We start from the raw sequence: 23,704 nt of genomic DNA, 5'->3' as shown, positions 1-23,704 counted from the left end.
GCTATGCAGCAAACTTTTTTGGGGAGCATTCGTAGAAAGTTGATTGCCTCATTTCTCATTGTTTCTTTGATTCCGTTGTTATTATTAGCATTTATCAACAAACAGACAACTGAAAAAGCACTAACTGACAACGCCAGACAAGCCTTATCTGCGGCGGCTCACGAAACTGCTAATAGAATAGATGCCTTTATTGATGCAAATCTGAATGCCGTGCGTGTAGAGGCGATTTTACCAGGTTTGGCACGCTATCTCAGCCTGACTCCAAAACAGCGAAATGACAGCCCCGAAATGCAATTGGCAATAGAAACATTAATTCGTCTCAGTCGCAAAGATATGGTCAATATTCTCTCCTATGCTTTGCTGGACTTAAACGGAAAAAATGTCTTGGATACACAGATATCGAACATTGGCAAAGATGAATCAGTTGAAAATTATTTTAAAAAACCACTGGAAACTGGTTTATCTTTTGTTTCTAGTATGAAGCGATCGCCAACAATTCCTGACCTTGTAACCCTGTTTTTTAGCAGTCCGGTTCGCAATGCCAAGGGAAATATATTAGGTGTATTGCGTGTTTCATACAATGCTACTGTTGTCCAGCAGCTAGTAACTCAAGAAACTGAACGGGCTGGAGCAAAATCTTTTGCTATTCTTTTAGATGAAAATTATATTTATTTGGCACATAGCACTGCACCAAAACTGATTTTTAAATCTATTGTACCTCTGCCTTTAAATGTTGTAACTGAATTACAAAGGCAAGGACGTTTGCTTAATTCTCCTGTGAATGAATTGGCAACTAATGAATTAAAACTCAAGGAAGCATTGGAGAATAAACAATCCTATTTAATTGCATCATTGTCAGACACAGGTAACCAGGTTAATTTAATTGCCATTGCTCGTTTAAAATATAAACCTTGGTCTGTGTTATTTACACAGATACTTGCTGTTGCCCTAGCACCTGTAGAAAAGCAAATTCGCGATGCAATGTTTCTATTTGCAATTATCGCTTCAGTAGTAACAATCATCGCTTTTGCTATTGGGCAGCTGCTAACAATGCCAATAATTTATCTGACAAATATAGTTTCCCAATTTACCACAGGTAACTTAGACATCCGTGCCAAAATTACCTCAAAAGACGAAATCGGTCACCTGGCAAAATCCTTTAATGATATGGCACTTCAATTAAAAATATCTTTGGAAACTTTGGAACAACGGGTACTGGAAAGAACAGCAGAATTAGTAATTGCTAGAGAAAAAACAGAAGAGGCAAATCAGAAACTAGAACAATTAGTAAATGTAGATGGTTTAACTCAAGTGGCTAACCGTCGCTGCTTTGATACACGACTACAAGCAGAATGGAAACGCCTTTCACAAGAACAACAACCCTTGTCACTAATTTTATTTGATGTTGATAAATTTAAATCTTACAACGACTACTATGGTCATCTTGGAGGGGATGATTGTTTATTGAGAATAGCGCAAATAGTACAAAAAACAGTCAATCGTCCCGCTGATTTGGTAGCGCGTTACGGTGGAGAAGAATTTGCGGTACTGCTTCCTAATACTGACTTAGCCGCAGCAATCACAATAGCTGAAAATATTCAACAAGCAATTCACCATCAGACTATTCCCCATGCACAGTCTGATATCAAAAATATCGTCACAATCAGTTTGGGTATTAGTTGTATCATACCCACTTGCAACATTAAGCCAGATACACTCATCGCTTCAGCCGATAAAGCACTGTACAACGCCAAACAAAATGGGCGCGATCGCTATTGTACTTCTTAGATATGTAGGACTTTGATGTAAATAATCCCCCTAACTCCTGAACTTAATCTCTTAAATTTCAGGTTATTAGAGGGATGTTCAAATGTTGCAGCAAAAAGTGAATTAATATCAGTTAACAACTAATAGATTAATTTTTGGTTAACAAAACATTAACTTTATATTATCCCTAGGATGATGGTTGCTGGTTTAGTGGAATCACGATGGCAAACTCAGCACCTTTTCCAGGTGCGGAAATACACTCAAGTTTTCCAGAGTGTTTTTTGACGACGATTTGGTAACTAATTGATAAACCCATACCAGTGCCTTTACCTACAGGTTTTGTAGTAAAAAACGGGTCAAACAAATGCTTGCGTACTTTTTCACTCATTCCTAGTCCATTGTCTGCAATGCGAATAGTTACAGAGTTTTGATCGATGGAAGTACGAATGTGAATTTGGGGTATTGGGCATTGGGCATGGGGCATGGGGCATTGGGCATGGGGCATGGGGCATGGGGCATTGGGCACAAGAGGCAGAGGGGCAGAGGGGCAGAGGGGCAGAGGGGAAAAACTCATCTCCCTTGTCTCCTTGTCCCCCTTGTCTCCCACCCTGCTGGTTCGCGCTAGCGTCTCTGAAAGAGAAGCTAAAGCTACATCTCCCCACTCTCCACTCCCCACTCCCTCTTCTAAGGCATCGATGGCATTTGTGAGCAAATTCATAAACACCTGATTCATTTGTCCAGCGTGACATACTACTGGTGGCAGGTTGCCGTATTCTTTAATTACTTGGATTTCTGGATGTCCTGGTTTGGCTTTCAAGCGATTTTGCAAAAGTAGCAAGGTGTTATCTAAACCTTCATGGATATCCACTGCTTTCATGCCGTCTTCATCGAGGCGAGAGAAATTGCGTAAAGATAAGACAATCTGCCGAATGCGTTCAGAACCCATGTTGATAGAGTTGAGGACTTTGGGCAAGTCTTGTTTGAGAAAGTCTAAATCAATGGCGTGGATTTGTTGGTGAATTTCTGGTGCTGGTGGGCAGTAGTGTTGTTGATAAAGTTCTATTAAATCCAGCAAATCTTGGATATATCCACTGGCGTGGCTAATATTGCCATAGATAAAATTGACTGGGTTATTGATTTCGTGGGCAATTCCCGCCACTAGTTGTCCCAAACTAGACATTTTTTCAGTTTGAATCAGTTGGGCTTGGGTTTGTTGCAGTTCTCGCATTGCAACTTCTAGTTGCTGGGCTTTATCTTGGGCAGTTTGGGCAGCGATGCGGCTTTGAGTATAAAGTTTAGCTTGGTCAATGGCGATCGCTATTTGGTCTGTTACTGCTTGGAGTAATTCGATTTCGTTGTCTAGCCAAGGCCGCAAACCGTTACAATAACCACAGCTAAAAGCGCCAATTTCCCCAGATTGGGTATGTACGGGCAACGACATAAAAGCAGTGAAACCGAAATCGGTCAAAAACTCCCGTGTAATGCCATAGCCTACAGTTTTAACATCATCAATGCGGATAATTTCTTTGTTCAAAGTTTTGCTGGCGATGAGTTCGATTTCTACGTTATTTTCTTGCTCGTTTAGCAGACACGGTAAAAATGAACTTTTGGCCTCATACACTCTCTCCCAATAGGGGACTTGAGCGTTTTGTCGATACCAAAAGAAGGCGCAACGGTCTATTTGAAATAAATTGCGAATCTCCCGCACTGCGGTTTCTACAATGTAATTTAGATCCAAAGAAGCTCGAATTTGGCTAGAAAGACGATTGAGTAATGTTTCTCGCTGGACGCTTTCTCTGAGGGCAATTTCTGTTTGCTTGCGTTTGATGCCAATGGCAATCTCTTGGGCGGCAAATTCCAAGGCTTTAAAAGTTGATTCTGTCACTGCTTGGCGGCAAAACATCGCTATTACCCCTACAGTTTCACCTTCAACAATCAGGGGATAGCCCGCAAAAGCCACCATACCTTCTCGTTTTGCCCACTCTTTGTGACTCACGCGGGGATCTGTCTGTACAGAGTTAGTGAGGTGGGGTTTGCCTTCTTGGGCAATCAAACCAATTTTGAATTCACCAACTGGTACGCGTTGATGAGGCCCATGAATATGGGTGTACATCCCAGAACTGACTTGCAACTCTAGTACATTTTCCTGTTTATTAAGCGTCCAAATCCGAGCAAAAGCCGCATCTATATGTTGAACTAAAGCTTCTGTGCAGCGGCGCATCATGTTATTTAAAGTGTCACTTTGAGTGAGGGCTGCATCTACATCGGCACGGAAATTTGCTAAACGGGCGCGTTCTGCTAGTGCTTCTTCTGCTTGTCTGCGATCGGTGGTGTCATAGCAAATGCCAACGAAGTTTAAAATATTACCATTGGCGTCTCTACTAGCAGATGAGCTACTTGTATGCCATCGCCAACTACCATTTTTGTGTTTTACTCGATATTCGATGGGATCTTGTTTTTCACCTGTTGTTACAACTTGTCGCAAATAATTTGCACACTTAGGCACATCTTCTGGATGCACAAACAGACTAAAGGATTTGCCTTCTACTTCAGCAACTTCATGCCCTAAAATATCAGTCCAGTTGGGAGAAACGTAAGAAAATATCCCCTCCAGTGTCAGGGAAAAAAGAATGTTATTGGCATTCTCCACGATGGTACGAAGCTTATTATCTCTTTCGAGTAATGCTGCTTGTACTTTGTCCTCATTTTCACGGACAAGAACTATAATTTGTTGTTTTGGTAAGGGTAATAATCTAGCTTCAAAGTTACAATTTTCCAGTGGTAGGGGTAAGCTGTATTCAAAATTCACTTCACATTGAGTTACAAGTACTTGAGTCATGGCTTGGTGAAAGCGATCGCCTACAGCAATCGGTAGGCATTCTCGTAAACTCTTGCCCCGTTCAACTTTTTGTGCAATATCCAGATTTGGCATTTTTCCCGGTCGGTAATCCAGGATAGTTCCATCAGCATCTACACGAAAATAAAAATCAGGAAGTACTTGCAAAATCGCTGCCCATTCTGATGTTTTTTGGCACAACTGTGCTTCAACAGTTTGGCGTTTTGCAGTTTCCGTTGCCAGCCGTCTTAAGGCTTTTGTTAATTCTCTCCCTTGCTTCTTTTCTGTCAATGGACTTTGTTTTTTAAATAGTTTCTCGTCTTGTTCTATGTTTTCTTTTTTAACGTTGATTTGGTTAATGTAGTTTTGCACCCTTTTAGGAAACACTTTTGCCTGCCTGCTCTGCCTAAATTATTGAATTAAAATCTCTGAAACTAGATTTGTTAAAAAATGTGTATAATATGTTCAGCTACAGCCTGGTAATTATCTTAATACTTTATTTCTTTTTCTATGTGCATTAATTCCTCTTTTTGTGTAAATAAATTGGGGAAATGCTGAAGTTTTGATTAAGATAGACTTCATCATTTTTATGCAAACTGAAAATTTATACACTTCAGTAAAATTACTTAAATATATTTTTTCCTTAAAATCATCGATAAATTTATACTGATTTTCTAATTTGATGGCTGAAAATCTGAATTAGCTTTACTTGGGTGTGTTTAGATCCCCGACTTCTTAAAGAAGTCGGGGATCTGACTTTTCACGAATTATTCACAACTGCTAATATGAGGCGATTATGTCTTCATCAAAAGTTCACAAACTTCAAGATTTCCTATATCAAAGCAAAGAGTAGGGAGTGTAGGGAAAATAATAACTCTTCAATCAACAGCCCTAATAACAGTCCGTTGTATGGCTCCTTGGCGATCGCATTTTATATGTTATAAAGCTCAGAGAAATTTATGTTAGGCGGAAACTACTCTATGGAACCAGACAAGCTGGCTAGTTTTAAAGAGTACGGTGAATTCATCCTCCGGAAGATAGATTCTGTACCCGAATACCCTTCAAAACAAGAAGATTGGGTTCCGGCTAGCCTTGATGATTGTCTCCGTCGTCTGCGGGAAGCTGCTGAAAAAACTGTGGATCTTGCCACTTCGCCTGTGAAAATTGGTGTGATGGGGGAATTCAGTAGCGGCAAAACTTTACTTTTAGGCAGTTTGATTGGATATGCAGATGCTTTGCCTGTCAGTGAAAACCCGACTACAGGTAATGTCACAGCTTTACACATCATACCCCAAGATAACTTTGCAACTACGCAACTAAGCAATTTTACTGTAGAATATCTTTCCCATGAAGGGGTACACGAATGTCTGCGCTTTATGCTAGGGGAAGCTAATAAACGGACAACGGCAGCAGGACTTCCTGCCATACCAGTGTCTAGACTCAATTCTGGCAAAGATATTATTGGCTGGTGTGAGGAAGCATGGAACAGTTCTAATAATTTAGAATTGCGCTATTTACTGAGGGAGTTAGTATTATTTTTGCGGGCTTATCAAGCCTATGGCGAAGTATTGTGTAGTGGTCGCTATCAAATTGATGCTACCACCGCTCGCGAAGGACTACAGCTAGTGGAACAGCCAATGGCCATCCAAACTCTCAGCTTTGAGGATTTACCGCCAGCACATATTCGATTACCGAGTCAACCCCAAAGACTACCAACGAAATTATTACAAAACAGCTTTCCCCTGATTCGCCGTGTAGATATTGATGTCAAAATCTCGCGGGAGATTTGGGATGTGACGGGTGCTGCTAAATTTATTCTCATTGATTTTCCGGGATTGGGGGCTGCTAATTCTGGTGCTAGGGATACCTTTTTATCACTGCGAGAATTGGCAGAAGTACAGACAATTTTAGTACTGCTAAATGGTAAATCTCCGGGAAGCGATCGCGCTAATAAAATCTTTACCATGATGCAGCAGCAGCGACCTGGACAAGATTTGAAAGATTTAATTCTCGTTGGTGTGGGTCGGTTCGATCAATTACCTTTAGAAAGTGAAGGTGGCGAACGAGAACTCGACCAACTAACTGAAGATAGGGATTTGCATGAGGAAATTGTTTTCCAAAAACTCAAAGTTCTGCAAACTACTATTGATGGCGCACAGGCTTTTACAACTCAAAAAGACCGCATTGTTTTACTCTCACCACTGTTAGGACTAGCTGATTTAGCAAAACGTTCGAGTAAAGTCAAAGCAGGTTCGCCAGAGTTTTTAGCTAACTTAGATTATCCTGATTATCTAGACAGATCTAAACGGCTACAAGAAAAATGGGGACGCTTAAGCCAACGGCTTTTAGACTCTGATACTCGCAGCTATTTAGGCAGACAATTAGGTTACTTTGCTCAAGATGGTAGCCTAGCAAAACTACGGGAATTGATTCAAAATCATGTTGCTACTCATGGTCTCAAACAATTACATGAAGATACCAAAAGAGCTGCTGATGTTGTGAGTCAGCAACAAGATCATTTGAAAGACATCATAGATGAAATTCACGAGCAAGGCATCCCCACAGGAGACAGTCCCGCTTTTATTGAGTTGCGGTTTGTGGTGGAAACTTTAGATAAAATCTACAGAAATTTTCAAAAAAGTTTAGGAAAAGAACCACTCAAAGACCGGCGTGGCTTTGTTGTTAGCGATGTTGTAAAAGACGAACTTACCTTTAAAATACTTAATTGGAGTCAATGGACTTTACTGTTTAATAAAGTCAACAATGGTAGTATCGCCCTCGCTGAATCTAAAGGTGCAGCAGGAAAATTATTTGATAGAGGAAATCGTCTTAATACTTCTCTACCAACCAAGAGCGATGATTTTTATCCAATATTTGAAAAAACCGTTAAAGAAGTAGAAGAATTTGCCAGCGATCGCATTCGTCAAGCTGTGGTAGATTTGTTAAATCAATTGTCAAATCAAGTAGCCCCAGAACGCGACCAATTGAAAGCAATTCTCCGCCCAGAAATGGAACAAGAAATTGAAGCAAAATTTGGTGTGGAAGAAGCCGAACTTTTTTATAAACTATTACTAGGATGCGACCCCAACGAATGGAAAGAAGCAATCATTTCTGAAATTACTAGCAAAGACAAAACCGTTGCACCCGAAATCATTTTTCCGTTAGCGCGTCAAGACGAGAAACACAATGTTGGTCAAATCTTTGACTGGGCACCAGAAAAAAGCCAAGGCTCAGGTAGATCCAGCAATCACCAACTTTTAGTACTGCGATTGCGAGATGAAATTACTGCTAGCGTTAGCCTTCATCTTGTGCAGTATGTTAGTGAAGTCAATCAGCAAATTAATTCCGAATTAGAAGGTATTTTGGATCAAATTATTCCCAGTTTACAAAACCTCTCGAAAAAAGAAGCATTACTGAGATACTTAACAGCTGGTGACTTACCATCTGAAGTTACAGTTCCTACTTGGTTGCAGATTCTTTCAGACATTGCGGCTGTTTCTTATTAGGATGTTTTTAGATGATCCAGTAAAAACCCACAATTTACAAGCAAAGCCTTCTGAATTCTGAATTCTGACTCCTGAATTCTTCTTAAGACTCGTATTCACAGGTCATTAATAAACAGTTCTCAAGTACAAAGGATTTATTTGGATGAGTTAGGTAATCCTGATGAGCAAAAAGTTGGTATCAGTTTGATGCAGTTAACTATCGCTTCAGAAACTCAAATGGTGGAACAAGCGAAACGTTTAATTGAACGGGTGGAACAAGAACAGATAACTGTCTTGGCTAAGCAAGAGATAATAGATGTAATCACAACAATTGCTGTTTATAAATTTGCCAACTTAAGTCGTGAAGAGGTAGAGGCCATGTTAGGAGTTAAGTTAGAAGAAACTAGGGTTTATCAAGAAGCTAAACAAGAGGGACTACAGCAAGGAGTAGAAATAGGACGAGAACAAGTAAAACTTGAACTTGTACCTCAGTTCTTAGCTCTTGGTATGTCGATGGAAGAAGTTGCCAAATTACTTAGTTTAATCGTAGAACAAGTAAGACTTATAAGCGAGCAAGAATCTTCAACATCAACTTAGTAATTATAGCGATGCCTATGGCGGGCTACGCCTACGCTTTTGGATGAAAGAGCGATGTCTAAGGCAGGCTACGCCTACGCTCTATAAAAAAGCCACAGTTAAACAGAAATACTTGTTATAATGAACTCTTTTCAATTGCACAACTATACTGATAAACAGCCAAACGAGAAACAACAAAAAAGATTTCCCGGATGGTTTGCATTAGATTTTGGTACGTCGAATTCTACAGTTACACTTTTCGATCCCATTGAAGTACCCATCACCGAAATTTTACCCAAAGAACAAGAAATGCGATTGCGCGATCGCTTATCGCAATGGCTGAGTTCTCCTGCTGCTATAGCTTTACCAGATGTCAGTGATGAAGATTGGGAAAAGTTTATTTTAGAAATTAGTAAAAACCTAGAAATAGAACCAAGAAAATTAAGTGAAGTTTTTGAATCTGATAACAAAGAGAGATTTTTAGAAGCGATTCGCCAAATTGAACTTTGTTTAGGAAATAGCGAAAGATTTCGTCGCGCTGTCAGCAAAAAACTCTATCAAATTTATCACGAAGTCTTCCGCGTTCCTACTTTAGAATCGCAAAATTTGATTCCTGTTGTGCTGGATATAGATAGGCGGGAAACAGAGATTCCTAGCGAATCAGAAATCTGCCATTTAGGGGAATTACAACTGCGGATGGGTAGAGAAGCTAGAGATAATAGAAAAAAAGCCATCGCCCAAGGTACAAGCAGTACTTTAAAGGAAATTATTAGCAGGTTTTATCATTCACCAAAACGCTATTTTGGCCAAGAGCGATCGTTTTCAGTAATTTTGGATGGTCAGGAAGAAACAATTACTGCTAAAGAATTAATTCAATCTGCTTGGGCGCATTTAATAAAGTTAACTGAAGACTATCGCCAACGGGCACGACGTAGATTTTCAGAAGGGGATTTGTTAACAGCAGTTGTCACCTATCCAACAGTCGCCCCGCCGGTTGTTCGCAAGGAAGTTAAAGAATTAGTTGAACAATTGGCCATAGATGATGTCCAAACTGCTTATGATGAAGCTGTTTCTGTGGCGATATTCTTTTTGTGGCGAGAATTTGGCGGGAATTTAAATATTGGTATTGAATCATTTAAAACTCGTTGTCGCCAAACTGGAAATAAATGGTCGCAAAATGTTCTCGTTTTGGATATCGGCGGCGGAACCACAGACTTGGCTTTAATTGAGTTGACTTTGGAAGATAAAACCCCAGCTTTTGGTGATTATGAAGACAGGGGTTTAGGAGGACGTTATTATAAACTGACTCCCAAACTATTAGGTTCCTCTGGACATTTGCAGTTAGGTGGTGAGTTAATTACACTGCGAATTTTTCGACTTTTAAAAGTGGCGATCGCTGACTTTTTATTAACAGCAGTCACCACTGGCGACATCGAAAGCGAAAAGCTAGAAGATTTAATTAATTCTGAATTAAACGACCGATTCTTAGAACAAGGTAAGTTTAAAACTGGCAGCCTTTTAAAATGTTTAGATAAAGAAAATCCAGAGGGTGACATTGCTTATAAAGATGCTCTTGATACTGCCGAAAAAGTCTTACCTACTCGTTGGCAACAAGCACCACAACGCCTACAAACATTTTATCTTTTGTGGGATTATGCAGAAGCAGCAAAACTGAAACTCGGTCAAAAACCACCAACTGACGATTCTTTATTAACCTTCACCCTTTCTGAACAAGAAATTTCTGAACTCTTAGCTCAAAGTGTCATTAAATTACCAGTCCAAGACCCAAATAACATCTGCGTCACCTTGGACAATCGTCAATTTGAACGAGCCGCAGTTTCAGGAATTAAAGAAGCCATCGGAATTGCTAAAGGATTGATGGAAAGCCGTTTGCGTCCCGAAGATCTCACCAAAGATTCTTGGAATTCTCAAAAAGTTGATTGGTTAATTCTCTCTGGAAAAACCTGCAATCTCGACTTAGTACAGCGGCAAATTTATCAAGAATTTAGTAAATCGCCTTATTTTGTTTGGAATCCAGAACGCATTACTTTTGTTTTGGAATTTACAAAATTAGCCACCTCCGCCGGTGCTTGCTACGCGGAAAAATTACGTAGGTTGAGATTCGACCCAGAAGAATCGAAAACTTTGCTACGTAAGGGAGCTAATCAGCTAGAAATTGATGTCAAAAACCTGTTTTATTATTTGCCCTGCAACTTCAAACGCAAAACCCAAAGCAATGATTTATTAACTATATTTAAAGCGGGTCAAGAACTTTATCAATTAGCACCTTGGGAAACTGTAGCCAAAGTTCGCACTCCTTGGCAAGGGATACAATTAACTAACATTATCTACCGCCAAGATTACGAAGAAGGAGATTTACGACTTTGGGGTAGCTTCGACGGTAAAAACCTGATGAATAAATTAGGAATGGAAGAAGCGGATTTTTTGAAAAAAATCAAAGTCCAGTTTGAAATCGACCAAACTCTAGAATTTAATGTATTGCTGTGTCAAGGAAATCCGCATTACTTAATAGATGTTTCTGGCATTGATTTAGCAGCAGTATTTTCAGAAACTTCTGAGTTATTTGCTGATGGAAAATTGATGTGGAATATCGCCGTAGAACGCCCCAATAAAGACTTAAATGACGGTGATATTGCAGTCAATGTCATCGAATCTGCAACTGTGGATCGCACAGATGCCTATCATTTAGTATTTGAAGTGGGAAATAATAATAGTTCCTTCCAAACATTTCATTACTTGCGTGATGGTGTAACACAACCAGGAATCGGATTAATTAGTAATCCCTTACCTCCTTTCCCTAAAACTGGCCAGCATACTTTCTATGTTTATCAAACAGACGCCGAAACCCAAACAAAAAAATGGATCAGAATTGGCGCACTCAGTAAACCAGACACCACAACAGATTATCCTTGCCAATATCGTGTAACTCTGGATAACCAAGGGATTTTACGAATGCACGCAGGTGAAGTACCCTATTGGACATCAACAAATCAAGAATGTCTTCAACAAGAAGGATGCGTTTATCTGGCTGAATTAGAATTACAGCCTAATGAAGTTGATAAGGAACGCGATCCATTTTGCGGTATACATTAGAATTTGTTCGCGCACAGACGCACAGACGCAGAGATTTTTATGAGGTATTGCGTCTTAGTATGAGATAGAAAAAAGCTCTTTTTCTTTGCGCCTCTGCGCCTCTGCGTGAGATAATAAAAGGTAATATAAATGCACCATTTCCGGAAATTATTAGAAATACAAAACTCACAATTAGCCCAATTATTACGGTTTACTCTCTACGGTCTAGAAACTACTTTAAATCAGGCTCGTGCAGAATTTTCCCAAGATTCAGGAGTTGAGGTATGCGATGAGTTGCTACAAGAACTTCATAACTTATTGCAACCTGCACCTACACCTTTACACCCAGATATTGGTTGGGAAGATGTGATTATAACTTCCCAAAATCCATTAAAACTCAATGATTTAAGGGAAGCTTTCAATGCTGATGCAGAACTTAATTATTATCTGGGTAATTCTCCATTGCAAAGTCAAACTGACTCAGATTTATGGCATGAAATTCAACGCAAGTTATTACGAGTACCAGAAGATTTAGCTGCATCTTGGCAAAAGCGTACTTTAGATATGGCGCAAGCAGTTGGCGCGATGGCCGACAATGCTAATCTTTTTCAACTTCCTTTTATCCGCGATGAAATTATCTACCCTGGACTTAGCGGTACTGTTCAAACTCAGGGACTAAGTTTATCTCAAAATCTGCAAAGTAATGAATCCGATTTTTCCACAGGATTCTTACTTTTATATATGAAATTTCTAGAAATAGAACCAAACTTTTATCATGCGTTAAAAAGTGTTTGTAGCTTTGATATAGTTTCGCTCAATTCCAAAGCCGAACAACAAAGTCAATACATTAATGCTTTGAGCGATCGCTGTCAACGCACCCAAAAAGCCGAAGAAAGTAACGATCCCCTGTCTATTTTGCGTGCTTGGATTGATATGGATGAAGCAATACACTCCTTGGTTTTTGTACCACCCGCACAACGTTATTCCTGGTGGGGAAAGCTACAAAACGAATCTCGCCGCATTCTCAAGAAAATCGCCGATAAAGGCATTAACGCTGGTAATGAAGTCCGGATTCGCCAGTTATCCGGACTTTACGCAGATATTTGTACTTCATCCAAAGATGACTTACAACTAGATTTTGGCGGTACTCCTGGGGAAGTCTTAACTTGTCTGCGGGTATATGCCCGAATTAACCATGAAGAATCACCAGGCCGTGTAATATTCCGTTCATCACGCTAGCTGTTGGCAATAGTCATTAGTCATCTGTATTCACAAAGAACAAATGACTGATGACTAATGACTAATGACTAATTATAAAATGCCCCAGAAATGTAAAATCCCTTGACCGGAGAACGCTTCAATGAGAATGGCGGCTAAAAAACCAATCATTGCCAAACGACCATTCCAGTTTTCACTCTGAGGAGTAAAGCCCCAGCGTAAAGCATTAGGATCTTCTGAAACTGAAGGCGTAGTCTTGTTAGCGTTTGACATAATTAACACTCCAAGGTTCTATTTTGTAACGGTTTTAACGTTATGTAAAGTAATGTATCAGATTTTTACGAAATTGCAACATAAACTAAAAGCCAATAAATTATTCAGTAGATATTTGGTTACATAGGTTTTTAGTATAATTAATATCACGCAAACAATAATTACTTAAGACTCACCACCAGAGAAAAATACAGGTAAGACAAAGGCTGTAACAATTCCAGCCAATACAATGACCTCAATGATTCTGAGATAAAAATTGTTTTGCGTAAAATTATTCATTAACCCACTGAGATTAGCTGACCTACTCAACCAACCACGAAAACGGTTAGACCATTGTCCAGGGCTATCTTCTGGTCGAAACTTCCAGGAAAATATCGACAATAACAACGGCGCACCACCCACCTTAGCAGACATCAAAAGATGAATTGCTACACAGCAAACCATGACAACCCAAGCACTAAGGTGAAGAGAATACCAAATATGATAAAACTCTCTTCTGGGGAGCCACTCTTCCTTCATCATTCTGCCTGAGTTCACAGCTAAAATAGCAGCGATGAGCATGAGAGTGTTTGCTAAACGTTGCAAGCTAACCCACCAAATGGGCTTGCCAACTTGACTTAATTGTTGTATAGAATCAGATTGAACAAGCCGCTTTTGTCCCGCATGAAAGCTATAAAGGGCAAAAGCAGGTAGAACAAGCAAGAAACACAATGCAATAGTTCCGTGAATGTCTTGAATCTCCGGAAGTTGAAGAAATGCTATGCTACCAAAACGGCGATCGTAAGTGTTGTAAACTAGAAATCCAGTAATAATTGCGGCGATCGCTAAAATTGCACTCACACCATGAAGAATTCGTAACCACAAAGGTTGATAAGGTGCAGAACGAGTCATAAAAGTCAGTCTTAGCTAGAAGTTAGTATTAAAAATTTTAGACATTATTCGGATTTATAGTTGCTTTTGTAAATAAACTACTTACAAATTTTAAATAACAATTTTCTACTAGTTATTTGTATATATATTTGAAAAATATAAAGTAAATTTATGTATATTTTTCCGTTATGCTCAAAAGCCCTCTGCGCTATCCTGGTGGTAAATCAAAAGCAATAAATCAAATAGTTGAATACTTACCAGAAAATTTTGATGAATTTCGAGAGCCTTTCGTCGGTGGTGGTTCTGTATTTATTTATTTAAAACAAAAATTTCCCAAACTCAAAATTTGGATTAACGATTTAAACCGCGAACTCTTCTTATTTTGGAAGTTTGCCCAATCTCATTTACCTGAGTTAGTTAAAGAAATTCGATATATTAAAGCCAAATACACAGACGGTAAATTACTTTTTACAGAATTGGCTACCATCAATGTCAATCATTTATCTGATTTTGACAGAGCAGTTCGCTTTTTTGTCCTCAATAGAATTACATTTTCTGGCACTGTTGAATCAGGTGGTTTTTCCCAAGAAGCTTTTCATAAACGCTTTACTAATTCTTCAATAGAAAGGCTGGAAAAATTAGAAACTATTTTGACAAAAAATGTAGAAATTACTAATTTAGATTATAGTTACCTATTACCCAAGGAAGGTGAAAAAGTATTTTTGTTTTTAGATCCACCATATTTTATTGCTACCAAATCAAAGCTATATGGAAAATACGGTAACTTGCATACTTCATTTCAACATCAAAGATTTGCCGAACTGTTGCAACAATGTCATCACCGTTGGCTAATCACTTACGATGATTCTCCACAAATTCGAGAAAATTTTCAATGGGCTAACATTTCAGAGTGGCAATTGCAATATGGCATGAATAACTACAAACAAAGTAGTGCTGCCAAAGGAAAAGAGTTATTTATTACTAATTACAAACTTAAACTTGATTTGCATAAAAAATTACAAAATTAGAATCTTATGAATACGGCTTTACAGTTAAACCTAGAATTTTAAACTTACAGCACATTTCAAGAAGCATGAAGTACACAATTTACACTTCAAAGCTACTCCGAAAGGCTATTTGAATTCTGACTTCTGAATTTTGTTGTAACTTTGATGAAAGCTAATTTTCCGGTAGGATAGCTCCCATGCCCTGCAACATAGCTACACCCCACAACAGAAAAACCTAGCAATGACTACTTCACCAATTCCTGCACAAGAATCCTATTCTGTTCTGCTGCAACAACTAATAGATGGCGAATCATTGTCGCGTACTCAAGCTGCTGAATTAATGCAAGGTTGGCTCAGTGAAGCCGTTCCTCCAGAGTTATCAGGAGCAATTTTAACAGCACTGAACTTTAAAGGCGTTTCGGCCGACGAGTTGACCGGCATGGCTGAAGTATTACAAGCCCAATCTATAGGAGGACACGGAGAGAAGTTGGAGCAAAGGCTTCCTCCGATCCAAACTTCGGAGGACGGGGGGACACGGAGAGAAGTTGGAGCGGAGGCTTCCTCCGATCCAAACTTCGGAGGACAGGGAGACAGGGAGAATAATTTCCCCGCGTCAGAGCGTCCCCATGTCCCCGCGTCTTTTTCCGTAATAGACACCTGCGGCACTGGTGGAGATGGTTCGTCAACTTTTAATATTTCCACAGCCGTTGCTTTTGTTGTCGCTGCTTATGGCGTACCCGTTGCCAAACACGGCAATCGTTCAGCTTCAAGTCTCACTGGCAGTGCTGATGTATTGGAAGCTTTGGGTGTAAATTTGAGTGCCCCTAGTGAAAAAGTGCAAGCAGCTTTACAGGAAGTGGGAATTACTTTCTTGTTTGCCCCTGGTTGGCATCCAGCACTGAAAGCAGTGGCCTCATTACGCCGGACTCTGAGGGTACGCACAGTGTTTAATCTACTAGGGCCTTTAGTAAATCCCTTGCGTCCAACCGGGCAAGTGGTGGGGTTATTCACTCCCAAACTTTTAGCGACGGTTGCCCAGGCTTTACAGAATTTGGGCAAGGAAAAGGCCATAGTGTTGCACGGGCGAGAAAAACTCGATGAGGCTGGGTTAGGAGATATAACTGACTTGGCGGTGTTATCTGAAGGAGAAGTGCAGTTAACTACTGTTAATCCTTTGGATTTGGATGTTACACCTGCTCCCATAGGTATGCTTCGGGGTGGGGATGTGCAAGAGAATGCGGTGATTCTCAAAGCTGTCCTCCAAGGCAAAGGTACTCAGGCCCAACAGGATGCAGTGGCTTTAAATGCTTCCTTGGCGCTGCAAGTAGCGGGGACAATACCATTCCTCGATCATGCCCAAGGAATTAAAATCGCTAAGGATATTCTGCAAAGCGGGACGGCTTGGACGAAGTTGGAGGAGTTAGTTCAATTTCTGGGGAATTGATTTGCGATCGCAATTGCGGGCGAAACTCTACCACATTACGTTTTATTGTGACATCGTAATTGCCAAAAAAGTCATGTCCTAAAAGTCCGGTTTCCAGTTCCGTACCAGCGATCGCCACAGGTACTCGATTCACTTTCACCCCACCAAGTGCCATTGAATCAACGTAACCCACAGGAAATTCCACAGCTCTAGAACTGGCGGTGTTTGCCTTCGCTTTTCCCACTGGCACTATTCCCAGAGAATTTGCCATTTCTTGGGTGATTACAGTGCCACTGGCTCCTGTATCTACAATCATTTCAAACTTGTGCTGCCCATTAAAAGTAACTTCCACAATTGGCGTACCACCAGCTCGCCTTTTAATTGGAGCTGTAAATACCGGTTGCTCTGGAATCACCACTGCCGATGAAGCTCTTTGTGTTTCCGGTGGTAATGATTGTTGTTGTACCGGAATTGACACAGATGAAGTAAGCTTTGGTGTAGTTGGTGCTTGGGGAACCACAACTACTATTTTTTGAGGTTCCCTAATTGGTGCAGGGCGGGGAGTCGCTTTTTGCTTGGCATATTTGATTTGGCGCTGATATTCTGTGATTTTGGATTGAGCGAAGCCAAACTCTGGAGTTTGCCGTTCTACTTTTCGCATCAGAGCGATGGCATCTTGGTATTGACTCGCCACTAAATTCCAATCATCTGGAGATTGAGCAGATTGACTGATACTCCAAGCACTGACAGCTTTATCTAAAGCCAATTCAAAAACGCTAGGTTCAGTTTCAGATGGCTGTGGTGACTGTGGTTGAGGAGTAGCTTCTGGTGTTGCTGGTTCGGTGGTGCTAGGCTGTACTGATGCCACATCACCAATTGCCACGGGTTGTTCGTTGCCACCAACCGTAGTGTTTCGTTTGTCTTCACTACAGGCAACATTCAAAACCGCCAGAGCGCTGAATGCAAAAATTAAGGTTGTGCGGGATAAAAAAGTGGGAAGCATAATTAATATTAACTGCCCAAGCTCTTGCAAAACCACTCTTTAAAGATTTTTGTCAAAGGCAACAGGGTTGGGGAAATAGAGAGTAGACTTCTTGCAGAAGTCGGGAAAAGGGAAAGGGGAAAGGGGGTGCATGTTTGGTATTTTCCCTTTCCCCTTTAACATGATTCCCTTTGACCACAAGAGTCCAAAAAGCAATTGATTGCACTCTTACTCCATGAGCTGCGCTCACAAGGAACAATAAAAATCAATATTCTCATGCCTAATGCCCTGTTTGGCCAATGCCCTATTTTTAAGGCAGGTCTAGCGGACAATAGAAAATTTAATTTTTCATTAATAATTCTAAAGCTTTTAATTACTCAAGTTATGAGACAATCAGAGGTTGCAGTCTTCAAGAGTAAGGGACATAAAAGTTAAAAACTAAGGACTGGAGAAAAGTTTTTCTAATCCCCAGTACTCAATCCCCACTCCCCACTCCCCACTCCCCACTCCCCACTCTATGTCCTTGTCTGACGCAATACCAGCTTTACTTGTCTTGGCAGATGGAACCACTTATCGCGGTTGGTCTTTCGGTGCTACGGGAACCGCCATTGGAGAAGTGGTATTCAACACTGGGATGACTGGCTATCAAGAAGTACTGACCGATCCTAGTTACTGCGGTCAGATTGTGATTTTTACTTATCCAGAATTGGGGAATACTGGTGTCAACCCTGAAGATGAGGAATCACAACGCCCCCAAGTGCGGGGTGCCATCGCCCGAAACATTTGTCATCGACCAAGTAATTGGCGATCGACCCAATCCTTACCCGACTACCTCAAACAGCATCAGATACCAGCCATCTATGGCATCGACACCCGCGCCCTCACCCGCAAAATCCGGATGTTCGGAGCCATGAACGGTGGTATTTCCACAGCTATTCTGGATGAGGGAGAATTGCTAGAGCAGGTGCAAGCAGCTCCCAACATGGCAGGATTGAATCTGGTTCGAGAAGTGACGACGGCAAAAACTTATGAATGGTCAGATCCCACGATTCCAGCCTGGGAATTTAATCCGGAAACCACCAACAATATTGAGAAACCCTTTACCGTTGTTGCCCTGGACTTTGGCATCAAACGCAATATTTTGCGTCGCTTAGCCAGTTATGGTTGTCGGGTAATTGTTGTACCTGCTGATACGCCACCAGAGGAAATTCTCAACTACAATCCTGATGGTGTCTTTCTTTCTAACGGGCCTGGTGACCCTGCTACCGTCACCGAAGGAATTGCAACTACCAAAGCGCTGCTGCTGAGTCAAAAACCCATCTTTGGGATTTGTATGGGGCATCAAATTTTGGGTCATGCCTTGGGAGCAGAAACCTATAAACTCAAATTTGGTCACCGTGGTTTGAACCAGCCAGCGGGTTTACAGCAAAAGGTAGAAATTACCAGCCAAAACCATAGTTTTGCCATTGACCCAGATTCCCTTCCCGCAACAGTTGTGGAAGTTAGTCACCTAAATTTAAACGATCGCACCGTTGCCGGGGTACGTCACAAGTCTCTGCCTGTATTCTCTGTACAATATCACCCAGAGGCCAGCCCTGGCCCTCACGATGCTGATTACTTGTTTGAGCAATTTGTTCAAGCTATGCGAACAGCGCGTCAGAGTGATGGGAACTAGGGAATGGGGAATGGGGAGATGGGGAGATGGGGAGATGGGGAGATGGGGAGATGGGGAATGGGGAGATGGGGAAAAGGTTAAAGGGAAAAGGAATAAATTTAATCTTTTCCCTTTTCCCCTTACCCCTTTCCCTCGCCCAACGCCCAATGCCCAATGCCCCTTACTCCAGTAGATTGTAGACAACACGCTCAAAAACCATCTATACTTGAGCGTTCACTTTAACTTATGAGGAGGGAATTATTGCTGAGCCACTGAATCTAACCGTGAGCCTGAGGGGCACTCGTGAAGTCCGGGATAACTGTCAGCTATTCCGCCTCACAGGTTTGTTAGATGCCTTTTCTGAGCCGACGTTTCGCAAGGTACTAGAGAGCAAGATCGAAGAAGGTCCTAAGCATATTATTTTGGATCTCTCACAAATCGACTTTATTGATAGCTCTGGCTTGGGTGCTTTGGTGCAAGCAGCCAAGAAGGCTCAAAACGCTAATGGCACTTTGCAAATTGTCACGAATGCCCGCGTCACTCAAACGGTCAAGCTTGTTCGCTTAGAGAAGTTTCTCTCCCTGCAACAAACAGTTGAAGCGGCTCTAGAAAACGTCAAGCAGTCTTGATTGCTAGACCTATTGAGATTAACTTGGCTATTCAGATTCAACATCGGATAGCTAAATTTTTAAAACTTCTGGCAAAACCTCTCTCCTTGCGGGAGAGGCGCTCAGCCAGTTGAGCTTTATATATTTAAAACGGATCGAGATTAAAAATTAAGGCACTTGCAAGTAAAAAAAATATCCTTTGTAACTGTTGACCCTTGACAGTTCACAATCAACGACTATCTGTTGTTTATCTTTTCGAGTTTCCTAAAATCTTTGTCAATACAGGGGAGTGGGGTATGGGAAGATATTATCAATGCCCTGTACTACCTGTGAAACAACCTTGTCCGCCCACACTTGGAATGGAGTTTTTTGTGACTTTCAATAAATATTTAGCTCGATCCCCGTTAACACCCATTGAAAAGTGTGAAATCAACTTTCCAACTCTACTTCAAAAAGCGAGATTTCGGCAGATTGTTTAGCTGATTTGTGTATAATCAACAACTTTTCAAGCATTTTATAAGAGATATGACTTCTGGTTAGGATATTCGATAACAACCAAAGCCAAACAAAGTTCTAGTAAATAAAAGTCAACTGATTAATTTCGATCTAAACTTGACTTGATAATGTATAATTAGGAAAAAATATCTACTAACTAAACATAGCAATCTAGCAAATTTCAAGCAGAACTATTACATTAAAATTTTCTCTGATGCCAGTAAATTCTAGACAGCAATAAGTACCCAAAATTACCTTGTGACAAGTGGAAATCAGGGGAATCTAAAATGCTAAGTCTTAATCAAAAAGATAAAATTTAGTAAGTATTTTTGTATAGTGTTGATTATGCTAGGTATACTATGATGGCATACTTCAGGGAAATCAATCTTTGGGAAGAATGCCTGCACAATTATTGAGCTAGTCAAGGAATGATTTATTTGTGAAGTCAAAGGAAGAAGGGTTATTGGATGGACAAGATGAAGTTTCCAAACAAAATTTATCTTGGACTCAAGCACTGTTGTTAAGCACAGTGCCATTATCCCAACACATTTCTTTTTCACAAGTACAAAAAATTTCTCCCTCTGCTTTAGCTTATTTGGGGGATGCAATCTATGAACTTTATGTTAGAATGTTCTATCTACTACCACTACAGCGACCAGAGACTTATCATCGTTTGGTAGTGGGACAGGTAAGAGCGGAAACACAAGCGCTACATTTGCGATCGCTTACTCCTCATCTGAGGGACACCGAACTAGAAATTGTCCGCCGGGGTCGAAACGCTGCTACAGGACGGCCTAAGCGGCTCGATCCCGAAATTTATCAACAGGCAACTAGTCTAGAAACCTTAATTGGCTACTTATATCTAACTGATTACCAGCGCCTAACCGAACTGTTAGAAATACTCCATCTAGAGAAATAGTGAAAATTCAATTTCACAATTATCAAAACAGTAGAGTAGGTCTGGTAAATAGCGCCGTTCTGGATGCCCACTATACGCTATATCGTAAAACTAAAATGTCAAATAAACCCAGAAAAATCAAGACTTCTAGCGAACCAAATCGGGGGCAACCTATAAAGCTTCAGGGTAAGCGTGTTATTACTAATCCAATTCGCAATCCCAGAAAAAAAATAGATATCAACCCGATTTCCAGCAATTCGCGTCCACAAAATAGCAACTTCTCTCATCCTTCTCTACCTACAAAACCAGCAGAAGAGAACGATTTAATCTACGGTCGTCATCCAGTATTGACTGCATTGCAAAGTCAGCGCGGTCTCAACCGCATTTGGATTACTAACCGTCTGCGCTACGATCCCAACTTTCACCCTTTGCTTTTACACGCCAAGGAAAATGGCACGGTAATTGATGAAGTTGAACCAAAGCGTTTAGACCAAATTACCAATCACTCCAATCATCAAGGTGTGGCGGCTCAAATTGCTCCCTACACTTATATAGAATTACCGGATCTCCTCGAACAAGCAAAATCTGTAACCGATCCCGTAATTGTTGTAGCTGATGGAATTACCGATCCCCATAACCTGGGAGCAATTATTCGCACAGCTGAGGCAATTGGCGCTCAAGGATTAGTCATACCCCAAAGAAGAGCCTCTGGGATCACTTCCACCGTTGTCAAAGTTGCCGCAGGTGCTTTAGAAAACTTCTCTGTGTCAAGAGTTGTTAACCTCAGTCGCGCCTTAGAAGAATTAAAAACAGCGGGATTTTGGATTTATGGTACTGCTGCCACCGGTAGTGAACCCTTACACACAGTCAATTTTAGCGGACCCATCGCATTGGTAATTGGCTCTGAAGGTGAAGGTCTGAGTATGCTCACTCAACGTTCCTGCGATGTTTTAGTATCAATTCCGTTACAAGGTAAAACCCCTAGCCTCAATGCCTCGGTAGCAGCAGGAATGGCACTTTATGAAATTTATCGTCAGCGATCGCTAAATACGCTGCATTTAGATAAATTACAAAAAATCTCTTTGAAAAAATAGCAGTAAAAGAGTATAAAGAAATGTAAATGATAATAAAGCAACATATCCCTTAACACCCTGTAGCACGTTTACAAATCAGCGAAAACCATGAAAACCATTTGGCATAATCTCAAGGAAGGGTTGATTAACACGTTCAACTATCTCGGTTTGGCTTGGTGGGTAGAAATTGCAACGCAAAATCCCCGTTGCACATACTACTTCGGGCCATTTCTGAATTTTGATGAAGCAAAATTGGCTAGCGTTGGATACGTAGAAGATTTAGAGACCGAAGGAGCGCAGGGAATTGTTGTCAATGTCAAACGGTGCAAACCCAATAATCTAACAATTGCTGAAGACTTGGGGGAAAGATTTGACCGCAAAGTACAGCCTGCCTTTGGCGGTCAAATTTAATTTAGGCAAGACAAGAGGACACGGGAAAAAAGATACAAAGACGTGAGGACGTGGGGAAAGAGAGACTCAAAGACACCAGACACGGTGAATTCTTTTACCACAAGTCCTTGCGTTTCGTCTTCTTCCCCGCGTCACCGCGTCCCTATGTCACCGCGTCCTCTTATCTGGGGATGTTCTTCCAGCCAACGGTCAATATCACTCAGTACCAATTGGGGAACTTCCCACGGAAAAAGGTGAGCGGTACTGGGGTAACATTGCCATTGGCAGTTCTTGAGGTGTCGAGCTGTTTCCAGGCTGGAATCAACTGTGATGTGACGGTCTTGAACTCCAGCAAGTACTAGACTAGGGCATTGAATTTGTGGCAAGTCTTGAAGTCTGTCATACCCTGCTTGAATAGCACTGTAAAGGGCGCGAGTAGCAGCAGCAGAAGTTTGCAAATATGCGGGTACAGCTTCGGTGGCAATATAGCTGTAACTAGTGGATGTATGTTGTTGAATTAAGTAGCGAAAAAGCGATCGCTTGCCAAAAGTTTCAATATTCCACTGCCAACTCGGTTTTATATAATTCAATAGGGCAGCAACGCCAGTATATAAATTATCTTGCCAAGTGATGGGAGGATGACTACCACGGGGTTTTGCGGCTGTCGCTACTAAAATCAACCCCGTAATCCGCTTTGGCAAACGCAATGCCAGTTCCATTGCCAGAATACCGCCAAGCGACCATCCCAATATTAAACATTTTTCAATTTCAAACCGGTCTAGTAACGCTTCTAAGTCCGTCAAATGGTCATTCATGTCAAAATTTTCATTCCAGCGACTTTTGCCGTATCCACGTAAATCTGGGGCAAAAGTTTTGTAGCGTTTTGATAAATGATTGGTAAATACAGAAAGACTGCGACCAGAACCAGGATGACCGTGTAGGGCTAAAATCGGAAATCCTTGACCTTGGATGTAGACGTTGAGGTTTGCAGCGCTAGTAGTGTAATTTTGGCGATCGCTCATCATTAGACGTGCCTTAAAATAGGGGCTGGGGCAA

Annotated in this window: 18 protein-coding genes; 13 read left to right on the top strand and 5 right to left on the bottom strand. The window is 41.0% G+C overall.

The features are described 5' to 3' along the window. The first annotated feature begins 3 nt into the window (after positions 1-3). Complete coding sequence (locus VF06_RS05330) at positions 4-1,788, top strand: diguanylate cyclase domain-containing protein (RefSeq protein WP_099066156.1); 1,785 nt, start codon at positions 4-6, stop codon at positions 1,786-1,788. 166 nt (positions 1,789-1,954) lie between these two features. Here the strand turns inward: VF06_RS05330 and VF06_RS05325 are convergent, their stop codons facing one another. Next, complete coding sequence (locus tag VF06_RS05325; protein ID WP_143861666.1) at positions 1,955-4,990, bottom strand: GAF domain-containing protein; 3,036 nt, start codon at positions 4,988-4,990, stop codon at positions 1,955-1,957. Between the two features lie 593 nt (positions 4,991-5,583). On the opposite strand from VF06_RS05325, the gene VF06_RS05320 reads away from it, so the two are divergent. The 4 genes from VF06_RS05320 to VF06_RS05305 all read left to right on the top strand — a co-directional run bounded on the left by VF06_RS05320 (position 5,584) and on the right by VF06_RS05305 (position 12,996). Then, entirely contained in the window at positions 5,584-8,109 is a 2,526-nt protein-coding gene (locus VF06_RS05320) for a GTPase family protein (RefSeq protein ID WP_099066218.1), read from the top strand. Positions 8,110-8,184: 75 nt separating this feature from the next. Next, on the top strand, positions 8,185-8,685 hold the full coding sequence (locus VF06_RS05315; RefSeq protein WP_099066157.1) for an Rpn family recombination-promoting nuclease/putative transposase: 501 nt from the start codon (positions 8,185-8,187) through the stop codon (positions 8,683-8,685). A gap of 120 nt (positions 8,686-8,805) precedes the next feature. Then, positions 8,806-11,778: an acetate and sugar kinases/Hsc70/actin family protein gene (locus tag VF06_RS05310; protein ID WP_143861667.1), complete on the top strand. Its 2,973-nt coding sequence runs from the start codon at positions 8,806-8,808 to the stop codon at positions 11,776-11,778. A 129-nt stretch (positions 11,779-11,907) separates the two neighbouring features. Then, on the top strand, positions 11,908-12,996 hold the full coding sequence (locus VF06_RS05305) for a hypothetical protein (RefSeq protein ID WP_099066158.1): 1,089 nt from the start codon (positions 11,908-11,910) through the stop codon (positions 12,994-12,996). A 72-nt stretch (positions 12,997-13,068) separates the two neighbouring features. On the opposite strand, the gene VF06_RS05300 is transcribed toward VF06_RS05305, so the two are convergent. Both VF06_RS05300 and VF06_RS05295 read right to left on the bottom strand, forming a co-directional pair. Further along, entirely contained in the window at positions 13,069-13,248 is a 180-nt protein-coding gene (locus VF06_RS05300) for a CAB/ELIP/HLIP family chlorophyll-binding protein (protein ID WP_099066159.1), read from the bottom strand. A gap of 165 nt (positions 13,249-13,413) precedes the next feature. Beyond that, positions 13,414-14,139, bottom strand: a complete 726-nt coding sequence (locus tag VF06_RS05295; RefSeq protein ID WP_099066160.1) for a cytochrome b/b6 domain-containing protein — start codon at positions 14,137-14,139, stop codon at positions 13,414-13,416. A 167-nt stretch (positions 14,140-14,306) separates the two neighbouring features. Between VF06_RS05295 and VF06_RS05290 the strand changes: the two genes are divergently transcribed. Then, a complete protein-coding gene (locus VF06_RS05290; protein WP_099066161.1) occupies positions 14,307-15,146 on the top strand; it encodes a DNA adenine methylase in 840 nt (279 codons plus the stop codon). Positions 15,147-15,366: 220 nt separating this feature from the next. Further along, positions 15,367-16,569 carry an anthranilate phosphoribosyltransferase gene (gene trpD, locus VF06_RS05285; protein ID WP_099066162.1) on the top strand — a complete coding sequence of 401 codons (1,203 nt, stop codon included), beginning with the start codon at positions 15,367-15,369 and terminating at the stop codon, positions 16,567-16,569. Here the strand turns inward: trpD and VF06_RS05280 are convergent. Further along, positions 16,499-17,551 (bottom strand): retropepsin-like aspartic protease family protein, encoded by a 1,053-nt coding sequence (locus VF06_RS05280; protein ID WP_099066219.1) that lies wholly within the window; start codon positions 17,549-17,551, stop codon positions 16,499-16,501. The two genes, trpD and VF06_RS05280, sit on opposite strands and share 71 nt — an antisense overlap. 496 nt (positions 17,552-18,047) lie before the next feature. Here VF06_RS05280 and carA point away from each other — a divergent pair, with 496 nt between their 5' ends. The 6 genes from carA (at position 18,048) to VF06_RS05250 (ending at position 22,669) form a co-directional block, all read left to right on the top strand. After that, entirely contained in the window at positions 18,048-19,205 is a 1,158-nt protein-coding gene (gene carA / locus VF06_RS05275; RefSeq protein ID WP_099066163.1) for a glutamine-hydrolyzing carbamoyl-phosphate synthase small subunit, read from the top strand. 10 nt (positions 19,206-19,215) lie between these two features. Beyond that, a complete protein-coding gene (locus VF06_RS40340; protein WP_180267480.1) occupies positions 19,216-19,377 on the top strand; it encodes a hypothetical protein in 162 nt (53 codons plus the stop codon). A 91-nt stretch (positions 19,378-19,468) separates the two neighbouring features. Next, positions 19,469-19,813, top strand: coding sequence for an STAS domain-containing protein (locus tag VF06_RS05265; RefSeq protein ID WP_244918039.1), 345 nt, complete (start codon positions 19,469-19,471; stop codon positions 19,811-19,813). A 913-nt stretch (positions 19,814-20,726) separates the two neighbouring features. Then, entirely contained in the window at positions 20,727-21,206 is a 480-nt protein-coding gene (locus VF06_RS05260; RefSeq protein WP_099066165.1) for a Mini-ribonuclease 3, read from the top strand. Positions 21,207-21,301: 95 nt separating this feature from the next. Next, positions 21,302-22,279, top strand: a complete 978-nt coding sequence (gene rlmB / locus VF06_RS05255) for a 23S rRNA (guanosine(2251)-2'-O)-methyltransferase RlmB (RefSeq protein ID WP_099066220.1) — start codon at positions 21,302-21,304, stop codon at positions 22,277-22,279. Positions 22,280-22,366: 87 nt separating this feature from the next. After that, on the top strand, positions 22,367-22,669 hold the full coding sequence (locus VF06_RS05250; RefSeq protein ID WP_099066166.1) for a DUF1816 domain-containing protein: 303 nt from the start codon (positions 22,367-22,369) through the stop codon (positions 22,667-22,669). A gap of 131 nt (positions 22,670-22,800) precedes the next feature. On the opposite strand, the gene VF06_RS05245 is transcribed toward VF06_RS05250, so the two are convergent. Further along, on the bottom strand, positions 22,801-23,670 hold the full coding sequence (locus VF06_RS05245; RefSeq protein ID WP_099066167.1) for an alpha/beta fold hydrolase: 870 nt from the start codon (positions 23,668-23,670) through the stop codon (positions 22,801-22,803). Between the last annotated feature and the right edge of the window lie 34 nt (positions 23,671-23,704).

Source organism: Nostoc linckia z4, assembly GCF_002608075.1.
Lineage (GTDB): Bacteria > Cyanobacteriota > Cyanobacteriia > Cyanobacteriales > Nostocaceae > Nostoc > Nostoc linckia.
The sequence above is the reverse complement of the archived record's forward strand: the minus strand, read 5'-3'. Positions and strand labels throughout refer to the sequence as shown.